15 protein-coding genes and 1 other annotated feature are annotated in these 17,810 nt (G+C 56.5%); of the genes, 4 read left to right on the forward strand and 11 right to left on the reverse strand.

The features are described 5' to 3' along the window. Positions 1-82: 82 nt before the first annotated feature. The 9 genes from adk to RTX96_RS12400 form a co-directional block, all read right to left on the reverse strand. Complete coding sequence (adk, locus tag RTX96_RS12360) at positions 83-727, reverse strand: adenylate kinase (protein ID WP_103821510.1); 645 nt, start codon at positions 725-727, stop codon at positions 83-85. 201 nt (positions 728-928) lie between these two features. Beyond that, positions 929-2,803 carry a molecular chaperone HtpG gene (htpG, locus tag RTX96_RS12365; protein WP_312671178.1) on the reverse strand — a complete coding sequence of 625 codons (1,875 nt, stop codon included), beginning with the start codon at positions 2,801-2,803 and terminating at the stop codon, positions 929-931. Positions 2,804-2,901: 98 nt separating this feature from the next. Next, positions 2,902-3,510, reverse strand: a complete 609-nt coding sequence (recR, locus tag RTX96_RS12370) for a recombination mediator RecR (RefSeq protein WP_144814305.1) — start codon at positions 3,508-3,510, stop codon at positions 2,902-2,904. 101 nt (positions 3,511-3,611) lie between these two features. Then, positions 3,612-3,971 carry a transcriptional regulator gene (locus RTX96_RS12375; RefSeq protein WP_312671180.1) on the reverse strand — a complete coding sequence of 120 codons (360 nt, stop codon included), beginning with the start codon at positions 3,969-3,971 and terminating at the stop codon, positions 3,612-3,614. Between the two features lie 5 nt (positions 3,972-3,976). Next, positions 3,977-4,279, reverse strand: coding sequence for a type II toxin-antitoxin system HigB family toxin (locus RTX96_RS12380; protein ID WP_312671182.1), 303 nt, complete (start codon positions 4,277-4,279; stop codon positions 3,977-3,979). Positions 4,280-4,488: 209 nt separating this feature from the next. After that, entirely contained in the window at positions 4,489-4,821 is a 333-nt protein-coding gene (locus RTX96_RS12385; RefSeq protein WP_042391656.1) for a YbaB/EbfC family nucleoid-associated protein, read from the reverse strand. A 53-nt stretch (positions 4,822-4,874) separates the two neighbouring features. Further along, positions 4,875-6,803: a DNA polymerase III subunit gamma/tau gene (dnaX, locus tag RTX96_RS12390; protein ID WP_312671184.1), complete on the reverse strand. Its 1,929-nt coding sequence runs from the start codon at positions 6,801-6,803 to the stop codon at positions 4,875-4,877. Then, positions 5,478-5,542 (reverse strand) — a sequence feature (DnaX frameshifting element). It overlaps the preceding gene by 65 nt. Positions 6,804-6,897: 94 nt before the next feature. Then, positions 6,898-7,449, reverse strand: a complete 552-nt coding sequence (apt, locus tag RTX96_RS12395) for an adenine phosphoribosyltransferase (protein WP_103821514.1) — start codon at positions 7,447-7,449, stop codon at positions 6,898-6,900. A 149-nt stretch (positions 7,450-7,598) separates the two neighbouring features. Next, complete coding sequence (locus RTX96_RS12400) at positions 7,599-7,976, reverse strand: DUF454 family protein (protein WP_103821515.1); 378 nt, start codon at positions 7,974-7,976, stop codon at positions 7,599-7,601. Between the two features lie 67 nt (positions 7,977-8,043). Here RTX96_RS12400 and priC point away from each other — a divergent pair, with 67 nt between their 5' ends. Continuing rightward, positions 8,044-8,571 carry a primosomal replication protein N'' gene (gene priC / locus RTX96_RS12405; protein WP_103821516.1) on the forward strand — a complete coding sequence of 176 codons (528 nt, stop codon included), beginning with the start codon at positions 8,044-8,046 and terminating at the stop codon, positions 8,569-8,571. 19 nt (positions 8,572-8,590) lie between these two features. Continuing rightward, entirely contained in the window at positions 8,591-8,749 is a 159-nt protein-coding gene (rsmS, locus tag RTX96_RS12410) for a pleiotropic regulatory protein RsmS (protein ID WP_312671187.1), read from the forward strand. Between the two features lie 6 nt (positions 8,750-8,755). Here rsmS and mscK read toward each other — a convergent pair whose 3' ends face one another. Both mscK and acrR read right to left on the reverse strand, forming a co-directional pair. Further along, positions 8,756-12,106 carry a mechanosensitive channel MscK gene (gene mscK / locus RTX96_RS12415; protein WP_312671189.1) on the reverse strand — a complete coding sequence of 1,117 codons (3,351 nt, stop codon included), beginning with the start codon at positions 12,104-12,106 and terminating at the stop codon, positions 8,756-8,758. A gap of 133 nt (positions 12,107-12,239) precedes the next feature. Then, positions 12,240-12,893, reverse strand: a complete 654-nt coding sequence (gene acrR, locus RTX96_RS12420; RefSeq protein ID WP_103821518.1) for a multidrug efflux transporter transcriptional repressor AcrR — start codon at positions 12,891-12,893, stop codon at positions 12,240-12,242. 142 nt (positions 12,894-13,035) lie between these two features. Between acrR and acrA the strand changes: the two genes are divergently transcribed. Together acrA and acrB are read left to right on the forward strand one after the other, a co-directional pair. Continuing rightward, positions 13,036-14,241, forward strand: coding sequence for a multidrug efflux RND transporter periplasmic adaptor subunit AcrA (gene acrA, locus RTX96_RS12425; protein ID WP_103821519.1), 1,206 nt, complete (start codon positions 13,036-13,038; stop codon positions 14,239-14,241). 22 nt (positions 14,242-14,263) lie between these two features. Next, positions 14,264-17,413, forward strand: a complete 3,150-nt coding sequence (acrB, locus tag RTX96_RS12430; RefSeq protein ID WP_312671191.1) for a multidrug efflux RND transporter permease subunit AcrB — start codon at positions 14,264-14,266, stop codon at positions 17,411-17,413. The last annotated feature ends 397 nt before the right edge of the window (positions 17,414-17,810 follow it).

Raw genomic sequence — 17,810 nt, forward strand, 5'->3', positions numbered from 1 at the left:
TTGGGGAGAGAGGGAAGATGAACATCCCCGGCGCAGGCACCGGGGAGAGCAGGCTTAGCTGAGAGGCCTTAACCGAGAGACCTTAACCAAGAATGGTTTCCAGCTCGGCGCGAACGGCGCTGACGGCCTGGGTGCCATCAACCTTCGCGTATTTGGTGTTACCAGCTTCAGCTTCTTTCTGATAGTAGCCGATCAGCGGCGCAGTCAGCTGATGGTACTCCACCAGGCGCTTACGCACGGTCTCTTCCTGATCGTCTTTACGGGTGCTCAGCGCTTCGCCGGTCACGTCGTCTTTACCTTCCACCTTCGGCGGATTGTACTTAATGTGGTAGACGCGGCCAGAGGCGGCGTGCACGCGACGGCCCACGATGCGATCGACGATCAGATCGTCCGGCACATCGAACTCCAGCACGTAATCAACGTTGATACCGGCTTCCTTCATTGCGTCAGCCTGAGGGATCGTGCGCGGGAAACCGTCCAGCAGGAAGCCGTTACGGCAATCTTCCTGGGCGATACGCTCTTTTACCAGCGCGATAACCAGCTCGTCAGTCACCAGCTTGCCAGCATCCATGATGTCTTTAGCTTGTTTGCCCAGCTCGCTGCCGGATTTAACCGCGGCGCGCAGCATGTCACCGGTGGAGATCTGCGGAATACCGTATTTCTCCATGATGAACTGAGCCTGAGTGCCTTTACCTGCGCCCGGAGCGCCGAGCAAAATGATACGCATTGCGTAATTCCTCTACGTTTTGAATTTTTATACCCAGATAAGTGATGACAGGTATACAACGTTGTTTGAAGCGAAAACCATACCACTAAAGTCAGTATCACCACAAGGAAGCGAGGCTTATGCAGGCGGGTTCGGCGGGAAGTTGAGCAGCTGAATCGTTCCCTCCTACCAGGGGGTAAGAGGGAACGGTGCGAAGAGAGGTTAAGAAACCAGCAGCTGGTTCATGCGGCGGATGAACTGGTTAGGATCTTCCAGCGTGCCGCGCTCGGCAAACAGGGCCTGATCCAGCAGCAGTTCGATCCACGCGTTGAACTGCGCTTCGTCCTGAATATCGGCGGTGCGCTTCACCAGAACGTGGTCCGGGTTAAGTTCGAAGATGTACTTCACGTCTGGCACGGCCTGGCCCGCAGCGGCAAACAGCTTCGCCATCTGGGTGCTCATCTCGTCGTTGTCGGTGGTGACAATCGCCGGCGTATCGGTCAGGCGGTGGGTAAAGCGCACCTCTTTCACGCGGTCACCCAGCAGGGTTTTCACGCGCTCAACGAACGGCTCCAGGGCCTTCTCGGCCTCTTTCGCGCTCTCGTCTACCTCGTCGTTCAGCTTCTCCAGCGACTCATCGGCTTTTGCCACCGACTGGAAGGATTTGCCGTCGAACTCGGTGAGATAGCTCATCATCCACTCATCGATGCGATCGGAGAGCAGCAGCACTTCGATACCTTTCTTACGCAGCAGCTCCAGGTGCGGGCTGCTCTTCGCAGCGGCGTAGCTGTCGGCGGTGATGTAGTAGATCTTCTCCTGGCCCTCTTTCATGCGCGAGACATAGTCCGCCAGCGCTACCGTCTGCTCGGCAGAGTCGGTATGGGTCGAGGCAAAGCGCAGCAGTTTGGCAATCGCCTCCAGGTTCGCGCTATCTTCCGCCGGACCCTCTTTCAGCACCAGGCCGAACTGTTTCCAGAAGCCCTGGTACTTCTCGGCATCATCTTTTGCCAGCTTCTCAAGCATCTGCAGCGCACGTTTGGTCAGGGCGCTACGCAGGTTGCGAGTGACGGAGCTGTCCTGCAGAATTTCACGGGAGACGTTCAGCGGCAGATCGTTGGAATCAATCAGGCCACGTACAAAACGCAGGTAGTTCGGCATGAACTGCTCGGCCTCGTCCATGATGAATACGCGCTGAACGTAGAGCTTCAGGCCGTGCTTGTGGTCGCGGTTCCACATATCCCACGGCGCCTGGGCCGGGATGTAGAGCAGGCTGGTATACTCCTGCTTACCCTCTACGCGATTGTGGCTCCAGGCCAGCGGATCGGTGAAGTCGTGGGCGATATGCTTGTAGAACTCTTTATATTCGTCGTCGCTGATTTCGGACTTGCTGCGCGTCCAGAGCGCCTGGGCCTTGTTGATCTTCTCCCAGCTGATGACGGTTTCGCCATCCTGCTCGTCGTGCTTCTCGATCTCTACCGGCAGTGCGATATGGTCGGAGTATTTGCTGATGATCGAGCGCACGCGCCAGTCGTTGAGGAAGTCATCTTCGCCTTCGCGCAGGTGCAGGGTGATTTCGGTCCCGCGATCCTCTTTGGTGATATCGGCAACGGTGTAGTCGCCCTCGCCTGCGGATTCCCAGAACACGCCGTTCTCTGCGCTGTCGCCCGCCGCACGGGTGCGCACGGTGACCTTATCGGCAACGATAAACGCCGAGTAGAAGCCGACGCCGAACTGGCCGATCAGCTGGCTATCTTTTGCCTGGTCGGAGCCCATCGACTGGAGAAAGGCTTTGGTACCGGATTTAGCAATGGTACCCAGATGGTCAATGACCTCGTCACGGTTCATACCAATACCGTTGTCGGCAATGGTCAGGGTACGCTTCTCTTTATCAAAGGAGACGCGCACGCGTAGCTCACCGTCACCCTCGTACAGCTCGGGTTTTGACAACGCACGGAAACGCAGCTTGTCTGCCGCATCCGAGGCGTTAGAGATAAGCTCACGCAGGAAAATCTCTTTGTTGGAGTAGAGAGAATGGATCATCAGATGCAGAAGCTGTTTTACTTCTGACTGGAAGCCGCGTGTTTCTTGTCCTTTCATCGAAAAAATACCTCAACAATGCCATTTGGTGTTGAGGGGAAAATGGGGCCAGGACTACAGGATTTCAAGCGGGGGCAGAAAAAATGCCCCCGTTTTTTTCACGAAATGCGGATCTTATGGCGTCCGGCCAGCGAGTGGGAGAGCGTAGTGCCATCGACCATCTCCAGCTCGCCGCCAACCGGCACACCGTGGGCGATGCGGCTGGCGTCTACGCCATACTGACCGCACAGCTCGGCGATATAGTTGGCGGTCGCCTCCCCTTCCACCGTGGGGTTGGTGGCGAGGATAACCTCTTTCAACTTCTCACGCTCCAGGCGCTGCTCCAGCCGATCGAGGCCGATATCGTTCGGGCCGATACCATCGAGCGGCGACAGGTGCCCCATCAGCACGAAGTAGCGGCCAGAGAACTGCCCGGTCTGCTCAATGGCGTAGATGTCCGCAGGACTCTCTACCACGCAGATCTGACCGTTTTCCTGGCGACGCGGGTTCGAGCAGATGTTACACACCTCCTGCTCGGTGAAGGTACGGCAGTCGGCACAGTGGCCAATCTCCGACATCGCCCGCGTCAGGGCCTGGGCAAGGCGCATCCCGCCGCTGCGATCGCGCTGCAGAAGCGTAAAGGCCATGCGCTGCGCCGATTTCGGGCCAACGCCCGGCAGGCAGCGCAGGGCTTCCATAAGCTGCGTCAGCAGCGGACTGGTCTGCATCAGAACGGCCCTTTACAGTTTTTAAATTTATACATATCAACCACTTAATTTAATTCATTCAACATCGGATTTAATGGGAGCCTAACTAGTAATATCGAAGCTTACTGACCCACAAGGCTTTCGAGAGGAATACCAAATTGAGCATGAAGCTTTCTAATCATAGGCAACGTTAGATTACGTTTACGATTAAGAATTTCATAAACGCGATTAGATTTACCTATTGCAGACTCCAGATCGCCAACGCTTAACCCCTGCTGTTCCATTCTGAATTTAATCGCTTCAACAGGATCAGGCGGATCGATAGGGTAATGTTTCTTCTCATACTCTTCTATAAGAAGGCACATAACTTCAAAAAAATCCCCTTCTGGTGTATTCATCAAGGGTTCGTCATCAAACATGGGTGCGACAGCTTTTAAAGCAGCTTCGTAATCCTGTTCGTTTTTGATGAGTTTAATTTGCATCTTACTTACCCCCGTTCAACGCTTTCAGCATCAATGGCATCGTACTCTTTATGCGTTCCGATAAACTTTACATATACCCACCCACGCAGATAGGCAATGGAAACGATTAAACGATAATCGTTTCCTTTAATGTTAAAAACTACCCGCCTATTTTTAAGAATACTTGCGTTTCTGTACTGAGCCTTGATATCAGCTGGCGTTTTCCATTCAGCCTGCAAAACTTCATCATGCCACGCTTTGAGCGACTGCTCTGAATCAGGATGTTCCGTCCAAAATTCCTTTAGCGTTTTAACGGATATGATTTTCATAGCACCACTTTAGTCCCATCATGGGACCTTAGCAAATATTATCCCATCATGGGACTAAGGAAACAACAGAAATGAGTGGAGGTAGGGTAGTTAAAACTGACTGATTTTGATTCACTTATGATACGCTACGCTCACCCTTAAGACCTGCCTTGCTGGCGAGAACTTTCAGAGTTCACGTAGCGCTAATATGAGCTAGCTGCGCGTCTGCATCAGAACGGCATCTTAAAGCCCGGCGGCAGCTGCATACCGGAGGAGACGCCTGCCATCTTCTCTTTCTGAGTCTCTTCGATACGGCGCGCCGCATCGTTGAAGGCCGCTGCAACGAGATCTTCCAGCATATCTTTGTCGTCTTCCAACAGGCTTGGGTCGATCTCCACGCGACGGCAGTTATGCGCGCCGTTGATGGTGACCTTCACCAGACCGGCACCGGATTCACCGGTCACTTCCAGCTTCGCAATCTCTTCCTGCATCTGCTGCATCTTTTCTTGCATCTGCTGGGCCTGTTTCATCAGGTTACCCAGACCGCCTTTACCACCAAACATAGGCTTCTCTCTTCATTCACGTTAAAAATGACAACCGTAAGTCAAACTTACGATCAAATAGGGCGAATGCTCTCTTCGTCCAGATCCGCATCGAAAAAGCGTTGCAGGGTCTGGATGTTGCTATCCGCAATAATCGACTCGCGCGCCTGCGCAAGCATCTCTTCGTAAATCGCCTGACGCCACTCCAGCGGAGTGCGCATCGCGGGATTATCATCTTCAATGATAGACACTTCAACCGCCGAACCGTGCAGCGTGTTAAGTGCCTCACCTAAAACTTTTAGCGTCCCAGCCGAATTAAGGTGCCGCTGGGTGGTGCGCAGGTGCAGGCAGATACGGCTCCCCTCCTGCTCTTTCCATGCGTTAAGCGCCACCTGTTCAACCAGTTTAGGCAGGCTGAGCCGACTCACCTCTGCCGCCCACGGATCGCGGGCTATAGCCTCTTCGGCCAGCTTTTGCGCCAGCTCCGGCGTGCGCTCATGCTCAAGGGCTTTTTTCAGCGCCTTCGGCGTGGCGACCACTTCCTTCACCTCTTCGGTGACCAGGGTGGTCTTCCAGCGGTAGGCCTCTTTCTTTACCGGCGCTTGCTCCTGGACAGCGGCGGCCGGGCGCGTCTGGATGCGTTCGGTGACCGATGCCAGCCGCTCAAGCGCAGCGTTATTCACCGGCCGCGTGCGGGTTGCCGCTGCCGGTTCACTCTTTTTTGCTTTGGTCGCTCCCTGGGCACGCTGCAGCTGACTGCGGGCGGCCAGCACCTGGCTGGTGGTGTCCGGCAGCGGCGCATCGCTACGCGGCGGCGCAGCGGGGGGCGATGGCGGTACCTGCTCCGGCGTCAGCACTGCCGTCGGGGCAACAGGAGAGAAGTCCTGGGCCGGCACGCTCGGCTCCGGCAGCGGCAGACGCGGATGGAACGCCAGCGCTCGCAGCAGCGTCATCTCGATGCCCATCCGCCTGTCCGGCGCAAACGGCAGCTCTTTGCGGCCAATCAGCATCGTCTGGTAGTAGAGCTGGACGTCGCCCGGCGGCACGGTGCGCGCCAGCTCGCGCAGGCGCTGCTCAATAGCGGCCATATCGCTGCCAAGCGCGGAGGGCGAAAGCTGTACCATCGCGATGCGGTGCAGCAGGGTCTGCATCTCAACCAGCAGCGCCTCCCACTCCACGCCGCGGGCGGCCGCTTCGTTGACCAGCGACATGACGCGTTCGCCGTTGGCCTCCACCAGCGCCTCAATCAGCGACAGCGCCTGGTCGTCATCCAGCGTGCCGAGCATCTGGCTTACCGCCTGGGCAGTGAGCTGCCCGTCGCCGCTGGCAATCGCCTGATCGGTCAGGCTGAGGGCGTCGCGCAGGCTGCCGTCGGCGGCGCGGGCCAGCAGCTGCAGGGCGCGCGGCTCGTGGTGGATCTTCTCTTCGTCGAGAATATGCTCAAGCTGCTGGCGGATCTGATCCACGTCCAGCGCCTTGAGATGAAACTGCAGGCAGCGGGAGAGGATCGTCACCGGCAGCTTCTGCGGATCGGTAGTCGCCAGCAGGAACTTGACGTGCGCCGGTGGCTCTTCAAGGGTCTTCAGCAGGGCGTTAAAGCTGTGGCGCGACAGCATATGCACTTCGTCTATCAGGTAGACTTTGAAGCGGCCACGGGCCGGCGCGTACTGGACGTTATCCAGCAGGTCGCGGGTATCTTCAACCTTGGTACGCGAGGCGGCGTCAATCTCAATCAGATCGACAAAGCGCCCCTGCTCGATTTCGCGGCAGTTGTCGCACACGCCGCACGGCGTCGCAGTGATGCCGGTCTCGCAGTTCAGCCCCTTCGCCAGCAAACGGGCAATAGAGGTCTTTCCGACGCCGCGGGTGCCGGAAAAGAGATACGCATGGTGAATGCGTCCTAACGATAAGCCGTTCGCCAGTGCAGTCAGCACATGCTCCTGACCGACGACGTCAGCAAAAGTTTGTGGTCGCCACTTACGGGCTAAGACCTGATAACTCATGGGCAGGCTCTGGAACGCTGGAAGGTGGATATACGAGGGGCAATGCTACCACAGCCTCGCCCTAACAGCGAGACTGTGTACTGACGGATGGCGATCAGTGGCCCGGGAACGGGACCAGGCTGTAACAGGTGATACCCTGCTTCGCGAGACGCTCTTCGCCGCCGATATCAAACAGATTGATAATAAAGGCAGCGTCAGTCACTTCCCCACCCAGGCGGCGGATCAGCTTAACGGTGGCTTCGATGGTGCCGCCGGTGGCCAGCAGATCGTCTACCACCAGCACTTTATCACCCGGCTTGATGGCATCAACGTGGATCTCTAGCTGGTCGGTGCCGTACTCCAGCTCATAGCTCTCGGCGATGGTTTCGCGCGGCAGCTTACGCGGCTTACGCACCGGCACAAAGCCAACGCCCAGCGCCAGGGCTACCGGTGCGCCAAACAGGAAGCCACGGGCTTCAGTACCCACTACTTTGGTAATGCCTGCGTCTTTGAAACGCGCGACCAGCAGTTCAATGCTAAGAGCATACGCTTTCGGATCTTCCAGCAAACTGGTGACATCCCGGAACAGGATCCCCGGTTTCGGATAGTCCTGAATGCTTTTAATGCTGTCTTTTAAATACTCAAGCTGCTGCGCAGTTGCTGTCATGGATTTTTGCCTGCTAGAAACGGTCATACTCACTGCACGCCTTGCGGGTTAATGTAACTATTGTTTAACATTTAACCAAACGTGCCCGTGCTCGAAAACGGTCGAATGTACTGGCAGAACGGGACAAATGCAATAAGCTTGAGTGCGCTTCACTGCTTTTGTTGCTTTTCAGCCACCACCGGGATGCGCCACATAAATATCAGCAGGCAGGCGAGGATGGCCAGCAGCAGAAAACGTACCCACATCAGCTTAACCAACCAGAGTGAAATCGCGAACGTCACCAGGATAACCGCGATGGCCCGGGGCTTAGCGCCGGGAGGCATCGCACGGTACTGCTGCCAGTGACGAAGGTAGCCGCCAAACCAGGAGCGATAGAGCAGCCAGGCGTGAAACCGCGGCGAGGAGCGGGCAAAGCACCAGGCGGCTAACAGAATAAAGGGGGTTGTGGGCAGTACCGGCAGCACCACGCCGAGCGTGCCGAGCGCAACCGCCAGCCAGCCGATGATAATTAACAGAGTACGTTGCATAATAGGATCGTTATCGGGCTTTTTGGCTAATGTAGCATAGGCCCGATGAATAATAGGGGAGAGATTGTTGAAAACGGCTTGGCTTTTAGATTCACTGGAGAAACAGCTCGCCTCCCTGCGCGAGCGCGCCGCGCCGCTGGCGCACCACGCTACGGTCAGCGCACGCTTTGATCGCCACCTGTTTCAGACCCGCAGCACATTAATGCGCGCCTGCCTGGATGAGGCTGACCACAATCTCGCCGCGCTGCGCCACGCGGTGGAGGCCGGACGGCTGCCGCAGGTGGCCTGGCTGGCAGAACACCTCTCGTCACAGCTTGCGGCTATTACCCGGGAAACGGCCACCTGGTCACTACGGGAGTGGGACAGTGCCTCGCCGGGGGTGACTAAGTGGCAGCGCAAGCGGCTACAGCATCAGCAGTACGAGCGTCGCCTGCAGGAGATGAAACGGGCGCGCGAGCTGCTGCTCGCCAGAGCCACCGGTTTTGAAGAGCAGCAAAATCTACAGCGTGAGGTCGTGGCGCTTGAAGGGAGGCTGGCACGCTGTCGTAATGCGCTATCACGGATTGAGAACGTACTGGCCCGGTTAACCCGCTAGTGAATAAACAGGAGTGAATATGTCGCTGGAAAATGCGCCGGAAGAGGTCAAGCTGGCGGTAGATCTGATTATGCTGCTGGAGGAGCACGCTATTGCGCCGGAGACGGTGCTGAAGGCGCTGGAGATAGTAAAGCGGGACTTTGAGAAAAAAGTCCCGCTGAAGGATACGCGCTCTTAAACCCTGTCAGGCGATAGCAGGCGCGCTATTGTCGTCGTTCAGGTCGCGTTTTACCTCGGTCAGCTCCTCACCTTTGGCATTGCGCAGGTGCACTTCCAGCTGATTGAACGCAATGTCGATACCGTTCTCGCGGCACAGCCGGTCGATAGTGCGGTTCAGCTCATCCACGGTGTAGCTGCGATCCCGCAGCTCGCGTACGTAGAGGCGCAGCTCGTGATCCAGCGTGCTCGGGCCAAAGGTCGTAAAGAAAACCGCCGGTTCCGGATCGTGCATGACCTTCGGATGATCCATCGCCGCCTTCAACAGTACCGCTTTTACCTTATCGAGATCCGAACCATAGGCTACCCCAAGACGCACCACCACGCGGGTAATGGTATCGGAGAGCGACCAGTTGATCAGCCGCTCGGTCACAAAGGCCTTATTTGGGATGATCACCTCTTTACGGTCAAAGTCGGTAATGGTCGTGGCACGAATGCGGATCTTGTTAACCGTACCGGAGAAGGTGCCGATGGTCACCGTATCGCCGATACGCACCGGGCGCTCAAACAGGATGATAATACCGGCGACGAAGTTACCGAAAATCTCCTGTAGGCCAAAACCGAGACCAACCGACAGCGCGGCCGCCAGCCACTGCAGCTTGTCCCACGATACGCCCAGCGAACCGAATACCGTCATCGCCCCGGCGGCGATAATCACATAGTTGAGAATGGTGGTAATGGCGTAGGAAGCCCCCTGGCGCATCTTCAGGCGCGAGAGCACCAGCACCTCCAGCAGCCCCGGCAGGTTGCGGATCAGCGCCCAGGCTACCGTCGCCGCGATGAGCGCAAACAGCAGGCTGCCCATCGTGACGCTTTTCACTACGCTGGCGCCCGCCTCCATGCCGTTGTAGTGCCAGAGCGTAATGCTGTCGAGATAGGCGAATACGGTAATTAGATCGGACCAGATGGCCCAGAACACCACACCAAACAGCGCCACCATCACCAGCATAGTAATACGCAGCGTCTGCTGGTTGACCTGCTCAAGGGCGATGGTCGGCTCCTCCTGCGGCTCTGCACCCTCTGCCCCCTCCTTCACCAGGTTCTGCCGACGGGCCAGCGCACGACGGTAGGCGATACGCCGCGCCGCCACGCTCAGGCCGCGCAGGACTGTCTGGTAGAGCAGGTTCCAGATAATCACCAGGTAGACGGTCTCAATCCAGCGACCGGAGAGGCGCAGCGTGGTGTAGAAGTAGCCGGTGGCGGTCAGGACCATCAGCGCCAGCGGCACGATGGAGAGAACGGTCACGGTCAGCAGCCGCAGGGCATGGGACTCCTTATCGCGCCAGCTGTCGCGGCACATCGGCCACACCAGCGCACTAATCACCATCAGGTTCAGGAAGATCACAATCTGCCCGGTGACGTCGTCCATCAGATGCAGCGGCGACAGCTCGGAGACCACCGACCAGAAGTGCAGCGGCAGCAGCGCCAGGCTGACGCGGACAATCTGTCGACGCCAGTGGCTGGTGAGCTGCGGCGGCATCGAGAAGTGAGTCACCGCGACGCCGTCTTTCTCCAGTACCTTCCAGCACAGGCCGAATACCAGCCAGAAGAGCGCCAGCTTTTTACTGAACGCCCACAGCAGCTCGCTAATGTTAAGCTGCATGGTGAGCAGGATCAGACCCGCGGCCAGGATCAGCAGGCAGACCGGCAGAGCGCGGATCAGGTCGATGAGGATCGCCTTCGGCGTATGCCCCTGGCTATCGTTACGCAGTTGCCCCACCTCATCCGCCAATCTGGCCTGGTACCGTTTCAGCCAGCCCAGACGCCAGCGGATCAGGCCCGCGATCAGCAGCAGCGGCAGCCCGGCCAGAAACGCAATGGCCACCGCAGGCCAGGCTTTCTCCCAGTTAACGGTGATCTTCGTCGTGCGGAACTGCTCTTTGACCGCCTGCGGGAAGGCTTTAATCCACTCCCAGTCCATCGGCTTGTTGCTGTTTACCCAGAAAATCTGCTGGGTCAACACCTCTTGTAAGCTGGTAGAGACGCTCATCAACTGCTGCTGGTTAACCTGCAGGTTAATCGCCATCATCAGCTGGTTGCCAAGCTGTTTATTGAGCTGGTCGAGCAGCTCACGGCGCATATCGACGACCTGCAGCAGCGCGTCATGCACCTCGTCGTTCACCTCGCTCTTATGCTCCTCCTCCAGCTTGCCGACGAAGGCGTCGCTCTGGAACAGGGCATCGCGCTGCTGGTTAATCTCAAACTGCTCAAGACGCAGATCGGCGATGCGGTTGGTCATATCCTCCAGCTCATCGGCGGAGGGCAGCGTCTGCTGCTGTTGGTAGAGGATGCGCGACAGCAGCAGGCTCCCCTTGAGTACCGAGATCTGCTCTTTGATATTGCGCTCGGACTGCAGGGCGCGATCGAGCCAGTTCTTAACTTTGATATTCTGCTGAACCAGCGCGTTGCCTTTTTCCGTGGCGTCGATCAGCCGCTGGCTGAGCTGGTGGTTGAGATCCAGCTCCTGTTTCACCAGCGGATTAGCCTGGATACGCGCGGTCTCATCCGGCGTGACGGCCTCCTGGGCGGTTTTTTCCGTCAGCGTCAGGCGCTTGTTGTTGACCGCCTCCTGCAGGAGCTGGAGCTGATGCTCCAGACGGTTACTGTTAGCCGTCACATAGTCGCGCTGTTTTTGCAGGGTATCCTGCAGGGTGGTATTGCCCTCAAGGCTTTTACGCTGCTGATCTATCTCGGCATTCAGCAGTGCCTGCTGGGCCAGCAACAGCGTCTGCTGAGTCGGACGCAGCGCGCCCTCCCCCGCCCCGGTGCCGTTCAGGCTGTTACGTATCTGCTGAAGCTGCTGCGAGGCCGTGTACATAGCGTTCTGCACCCGTTCCGGCTGAGTTTGCAGCGCCACCAGCTGGCTGTTGTAGGTAGCCAGATCGTTCTGCGCAGTCTGGAGATCGTCCAGCAGCTGTGAGACCCGCGACTCTAGCTGACGCAGCGAGAGCGTCGCCAGGGTTTTGCGCGTTTCCTCATCGTTGTCTTTATCGCTCAGCGCATTGAGCCCGTCCGTAGCTTCGCGCATTTTATCCGGCGCCTGGGCAACCTTCTGACGAAGCTGGGCTGACTCCTGCTTGACCCGCTCGAGCTTGTCGAGGGTATCCAGGGTTTGCGTCAGATCGTCAATGACGAGCTTATCCTGCGGGGTGTGATCTTTTTGCTTATTTAGCGCATCAAGCTGGCTTTGCACCTCTGCGCGAGCGGGCAGATCGGTACTGGCGCGGGCATGCGAAGCCGTCGAAAACAGGCCTGCGACAAACACCAGCACTAAGGCAAAAGCGGATAGCGGATTTTGCGAGCGTATGGAGTGCAGCATAATTTTTAGATGAATGGTTTCTTTACAGGAAAGCGGGCCGGGACTGACCACGCGCAGAGAATATCACGCCCGTCTGGGACAACATAGCAATGCGCATAGCCTCCAGGATATTTCCTGGACTTATGAATAAAAATCAGGCACGGAGTGCGTCAGGCTTTGCCCGCATGGTTGGGCAGAGCTGGAACATCTCCAACAGGATAGCAACGTAGTCACGAGCTTCCTTTTTAAGATCAAACGTTTGTGGTGAAAAGAGCCAATTTTCCATAATGCCGGAGATATAGCTGCGCATCAAAATGGCCGCTCGACGTGTAAGCAGATTCGCAGGCAACATTTTTGCTTTAATGCAGTGGCTGAGGGTCTGTTCAATACGATCGTAACTTTCGAGGCATAAATTACGCTGAGCCTGTTGCACTATGGCCATTTCGCCGACAAACTCACACTTGTGGAAAATGATTTCCATCATTAAGCGGCGACGCTCTTCGATAACCGTTGCTTCAAGGATATAGACCAGTATTTCGCGCAAAACCGAGAGTGGATCATCAGGGAATTTTGCCTGATACTCAAGCTCGAGATCGCCAATACTGGACTCTGACAGCTCCCAAATTTCACCGAATAAATCTGATTTATTTTTGAAGTGCCAATAAATTGCGCCACGCGTTACCCCCGCCGCCTGCGCAATGTCTGCCAGAGACGTTTTGGAGACGCCATGCGCTGAAAAGAGCCGCATCGCGACGTCTAAAATATGCTGACGCGTCTCAAGGGCCTGTTGTTTGGTTTTTCGTGCCATATGTTGGTGATTTTATGGGAGTCAGATTTACATACATTTATGAATGTATGTACCATAGCATGACGATAATATAAACGCAGCAATGGGTTTGTGGGCGTTTGATCCACTGATCAATTTGAAATCGGACACTCGAGGTTTACCTATGAACAAAAACAGAGGACTTACCCCTCTGGCGGCCGTTCTGATGCTTTCGGGCAGCTTAGCGCTAACAGGATGTGATGATAAACCGGCTCAACAAGGAGCGCAGCAAGCGCCCGAAGTTGGGATTGTGACACTCAAATCCGCACCTCTGCAGATGACCACCGAACTGCCGGGCCGCACCAGCGCCTATCGCGTGGCTGAAGTCAGACCCCAGGTTAGCGGCATCATTTTGAAACGTAACTTCACCGAGGGCAGCGACGTTGAAGCGGGTGTCTCGCTTTATCAAATCGATCCAGCCACTTACCAGGCCTCCTATGAGAGCGCAAAAGGCGATTTAGCGCGCGCCCAGGCCGCGGCAAACATTGCCCAGGTGACCCTCAAGCGCTACCAGAGCCTGATTGGCACGAAATATATCAGTCAGCAGGATTTCGATAACGCCCAGGCGGAAGCGCAGCAGGCTAACGCCTCGGTCGTAGCCGCCAAAGCCGCCGTCGAAACCGCCCGTATTAACCTGGCCTATACCAAGGTGACCTCCCCGATCAGCGGGCGTATTGGTAAGTCGTCGGTAACCGAAGGCGCGCTGGTGCAGACCGGCCAGACCACTGCCCTGGCAACCGTGCAGCAGCTCGATCCGATCTATGTGGATGTCACCCAGTCCAGCAATGATTACCTGCGCCTGAAGCAGGAGCTGGAGAAAGGGACCCTCAAGCAGGAGAACGGCAAAGCAAAAGTTGAGCTGCTCACCAACGACGGTGCAACCTTCCCACAGACCGGTACGCTGGAGTTCTCTGATGTCACCGTGGATCAAACCACTGGCTCCATCACCCTGCGCGCTATCGTTCCTAACCCGGATCAGACGCTGCTGCCGGGCATGTTCGTTCGCGCCCGTCTGGAAGAGGGCCTGAACCCGAACGCGCTGCTGGTTCCTCAGCAGGGTATCACCCGTACGCCGCGCGGTGAGGCTTCCGCAATGGTCGTAGGCGAAGGCGATAAGGTTGAAGTCCGTCAGGTACAGACCTCGCAGGCGATCGGCGATAAGTGGCTGGTTACCGGCGGTCTGAAAGATGGCGATCGCGTCATCATCACCGGTCTGCAGAAAGTGCGGCCGGGCGCGCAGGTCAAAGTACAGGAAGTAAATCCCGATCAGGCTTCTGACAAGAAAGAGCAAGCTGCAGCTGGCGCCCAGTCAGAACAAACGAAGTCTTAACTTAAACAGGAGCCGTTAAGACATGTCTAAGTTTTTTATCGATCGCCCCATTTTTGCATGGGTTATCGCGATCATTATCATGCTGGCGGGGGCGCTATCGATCCTCAACTTGCCGGTGGCGCAATATCCTTCGATTGCGCCACCCGCAGTGACGGTCTCAGCAACCTACCCTGGCGCAGATGCGAAAACGGTGCAGGATACCGTGACGCAGGTCATCGAACAGAACATGAACGGTATCGATGGCCTGCTTTACATGTCCTCTACCAGCGACTCGTCCGGCTCGGTGCAGATCACGCTGACCTTTAACTCCGGTACCGATGCGGACATCGCGCAGGTTCAGGTGCAGAACAAACTGCAGCTGGCCATGCCGCTGCTGCCGCAGGAAGTACAGCAGCAGGGTGTCAGCGTTGAGAAGTCATCCAGCAGCTTCCTGATGGTGCTGGGGATGATCAACACCGATGGCTCAATGACTCAGGAAGATATCGCTGACTACGTGGGCGCAACGGTGAAAGATCCGGTTAGCCGTACCGCGGGCGTCGGTGACGTACAGCTGTTTGGTGCCCAGTATGCGATGCGTATCTGGATGGATCCGAACAAGCTGAACAACTTCCAGCTCACGCCGGTCGATGTCATCAACGCCATTAAAGCGCAGAACGCCCAGGTAGCAGCAGGCCAGCTCGGCGGCACGCCGCCGGTGAAAGGCCAGCAGCTGAACGCCTCGATTATCGCTCAGACCCGACTCACCTCGACGGAAGAGTTTGGTAAGATCCTGCTGAAGGTAAACACCGATGGCTCCCAGGTTCGCCTGCGTGATGTGGCAGAGATTGAGCTGGGCGGTGAGAACTATGACGTTATCGCCAAGTACAACGGTCAGCCAGCGTCTGGTCTGGGGATCAAACTGGCGACCGGCGCGAATGCGCTGGATACCGCCAATGCCGTACGCGCGACCATTGAGTCCCTGAAACCGACCTTCCCGGCGGGCCTGAAGGTAGTCTATCCGTATGACACCACCCCGTTCGTTAAGATCTCTATTAACGAAGTGGTGAAAACGCTGGTCGAAGCGATCGTGCTGGTGTTCCTGGTCATGTACCTGTTCCTGCAAAACTTCCGTGCAACGCTGATCCCAACGATTGCCGTTCCGGTGGTACTGCTGGGTACCTTCGCCATTCTTGCCGCCTTTGGCTTCTCGATAAACACCCTCACCATGTTTGGTATGGTGCTGGCAATCGGCCTGTTGGTGGATGACGCCATCGTGGTGGTAGAGAACGTCGAACGTGTTATGGCTGAAGAGGGGCTCTCTCCCAAAGAGGCCACGCGGAAATCGATGGGGCAGATTCAGGGCGCGCTGGTCGGTATTGCCCTGGTCCTGTCGGCGGTATTTATCCCGATGGCCTTCTTCGGCGGCTCTACCGGTGCGATCTATCGCCAGTTCTCGATTACTATCGTTTCGGCGATGGTGCTGTCGGTGATTGTGGCGCTGATCCTGACGCCGGCCCTCTGTGCCACCATGCTGAAGCCGATCGCTAAAGGCGACCACGGCGAAGGCAAAAAAGGCTTCTTCGGCTGGTTTAACCGCATGTTCGATAAGAGCACGCACCACTACACCGACAGCGTAGGCAATATTCTGCGCAGCACCGGTCGTTATCTGCTGCTCTATATCGTCATCGTGGCGGGCATGGCGTTCCTGTTTGTCCGTCTGCCAAGCTCGTTCCTGCCAGATGAAGACCAGGGCGTCTTCTTAACTATGGCTCAGCTGCCTGCAGGGGCAACGCAGGAGCGTACGCAGAAGGTGCTTGATGAGGTCACTGACTACTACCTGAACGAAGAAAAAGCCAACGTAAACTCTGTGTTTAGCGTTAACGGCTTCGGCTTCTCGGGTCGTGGCCAGAACACCGGTATCGCCTTCGTCTCCCTGAAAAATTGGGAAGAGCGTGCGGGGGAAGAGAACAAGGTTCCAGCCATTACTGGCCGCGCCAGCGCACGCTTCTCTCAGATTAAAGATGCGATGGTCTTCGCCTTTAACCTGCCGGCAATCGTTGAGCTGGGTACGGCAACCGGCTTCGACTTCCAGCTGATTGACCAGGGTAACCTCGGCCATGACAAGCTGATGCAGGCGCGTAACCAGCTGCTCGGCGAAGTGGCCAAGCACCCTGATCTGCTGGTGGGTGTCCGTCCTAACGGCCTGGAAGATACGCCGCAGTTCAAGATCGATATCGATCAGGAGAAAGCGCAGGCGCTGGGTGTATCCATTAGTGATATTAATACCACGCTGGGTACGGCCTGGGGTGGTAGCTACGTAAACGACTTCATCGACCGTGGTCGCGTGAAGAAGGTCTACGTGATGTCACAGGCCAAGTACCGTATGCTGCCAAGCGATATCAATAACTGGTACGTGCGCGGCAGCGATGGTCAGATGGTGCCGTTCTCGGCGTTCTCCTCGTCCCACTGGGAGTATGGTTCTCCGCGTCTGGAGCGCTATAACGGTCTGCCGTCGATGGAGATCCTTGGTGAAGCCGGATCGGGCAAGAGTACCGGTGAAGCGATGGATATGATGGAGCAGCTGGCGGGCACGCTGCCTGCGGGCGTAGGCTACGACTGGACGGGCATGTCCTACCAGGAACGTCTCTCTGGTAACCAGGCCCCTGCCCTGTACGCCATCTCATTGATCGTGGTCTTCCTCTGTCTGGCGGCGCTGTATGAGAGCTGGTCCATTCCGTTCTCGGTTATGCTGGTTGTTCCCCTGGGGGTTATCGGTGCTCTGCTGGCGGCGACGTTCCGCGGGCTGGGTAACGACGTTTACTTCCAGGTGGGCCTGCTCACCACCATTGGCCTGTCGGCGAAGAACGCGATACTGATCGTTGAATTCGCCAAGGACCTGATGGAGAAAGAGGGCAAGGGGCTGATCGAAGCGACGTTAGAGGCGGTTCGTATGCGTCTGCGTCCTATCCTGATGACCTCGCTGGCCTTTATCCTCGGCGTTATGCCGCTGGTTATCAGCACCGGCGCAGGCTCCGGCGCGCAGAACGCAGTAGGTACCGGCGTTATGGGCGGGATGGTTACCGCAACCGTGCTAGCCGTCTTCTTTGTGCCGGTGTTCTTCGTGGTGGTTCGCCGCCGCTTTAGCCGCAAATCTGAGGATGTCGAGCACAGCCATCCGGTTGAGCATCACTAATCACTCTGACTTGTAGAGAGTAGTGAAGAAAAGGCCGCGCAAGCGGCCTTTTTCATTATTTGTCTGAAAATCATCATGACGGCTTATTGTCTATTGCGTTATTTTCTGTAACAAATATAAGTCGCATAATTCTTAAGGCATAAGGGATTATCTTAAGATGTGAAGATATTCTTAATTAATAGCAAAGACATCCTGGCGTAAGAATATTCTTAGTAAATTACATTCAGACAGGTATGGCTCACCCCTTTGACCGAGAGAAAAACGAAAGCAAAAGATGATAATTGTAATTTTTCGTAATCGCTCCAGGAAATCTTTTTCAGAGTGACTTATAGTTAAATTGAGGCGCGAGAGCAGCTTACACGCCGACCTCAAGGAGGTATCCATCCCGAAACGGTGT

Origin of the sequence: Pseudescherichia sp. (genome assembly GCF_032052675.1) — a bacterium.
Taxonomy (GTDB): Bacteria; Pseudomonadota; Gammaproteobacteria; order Enterobacterales; family Enterobacteriaceae; genus Pseudescherichia.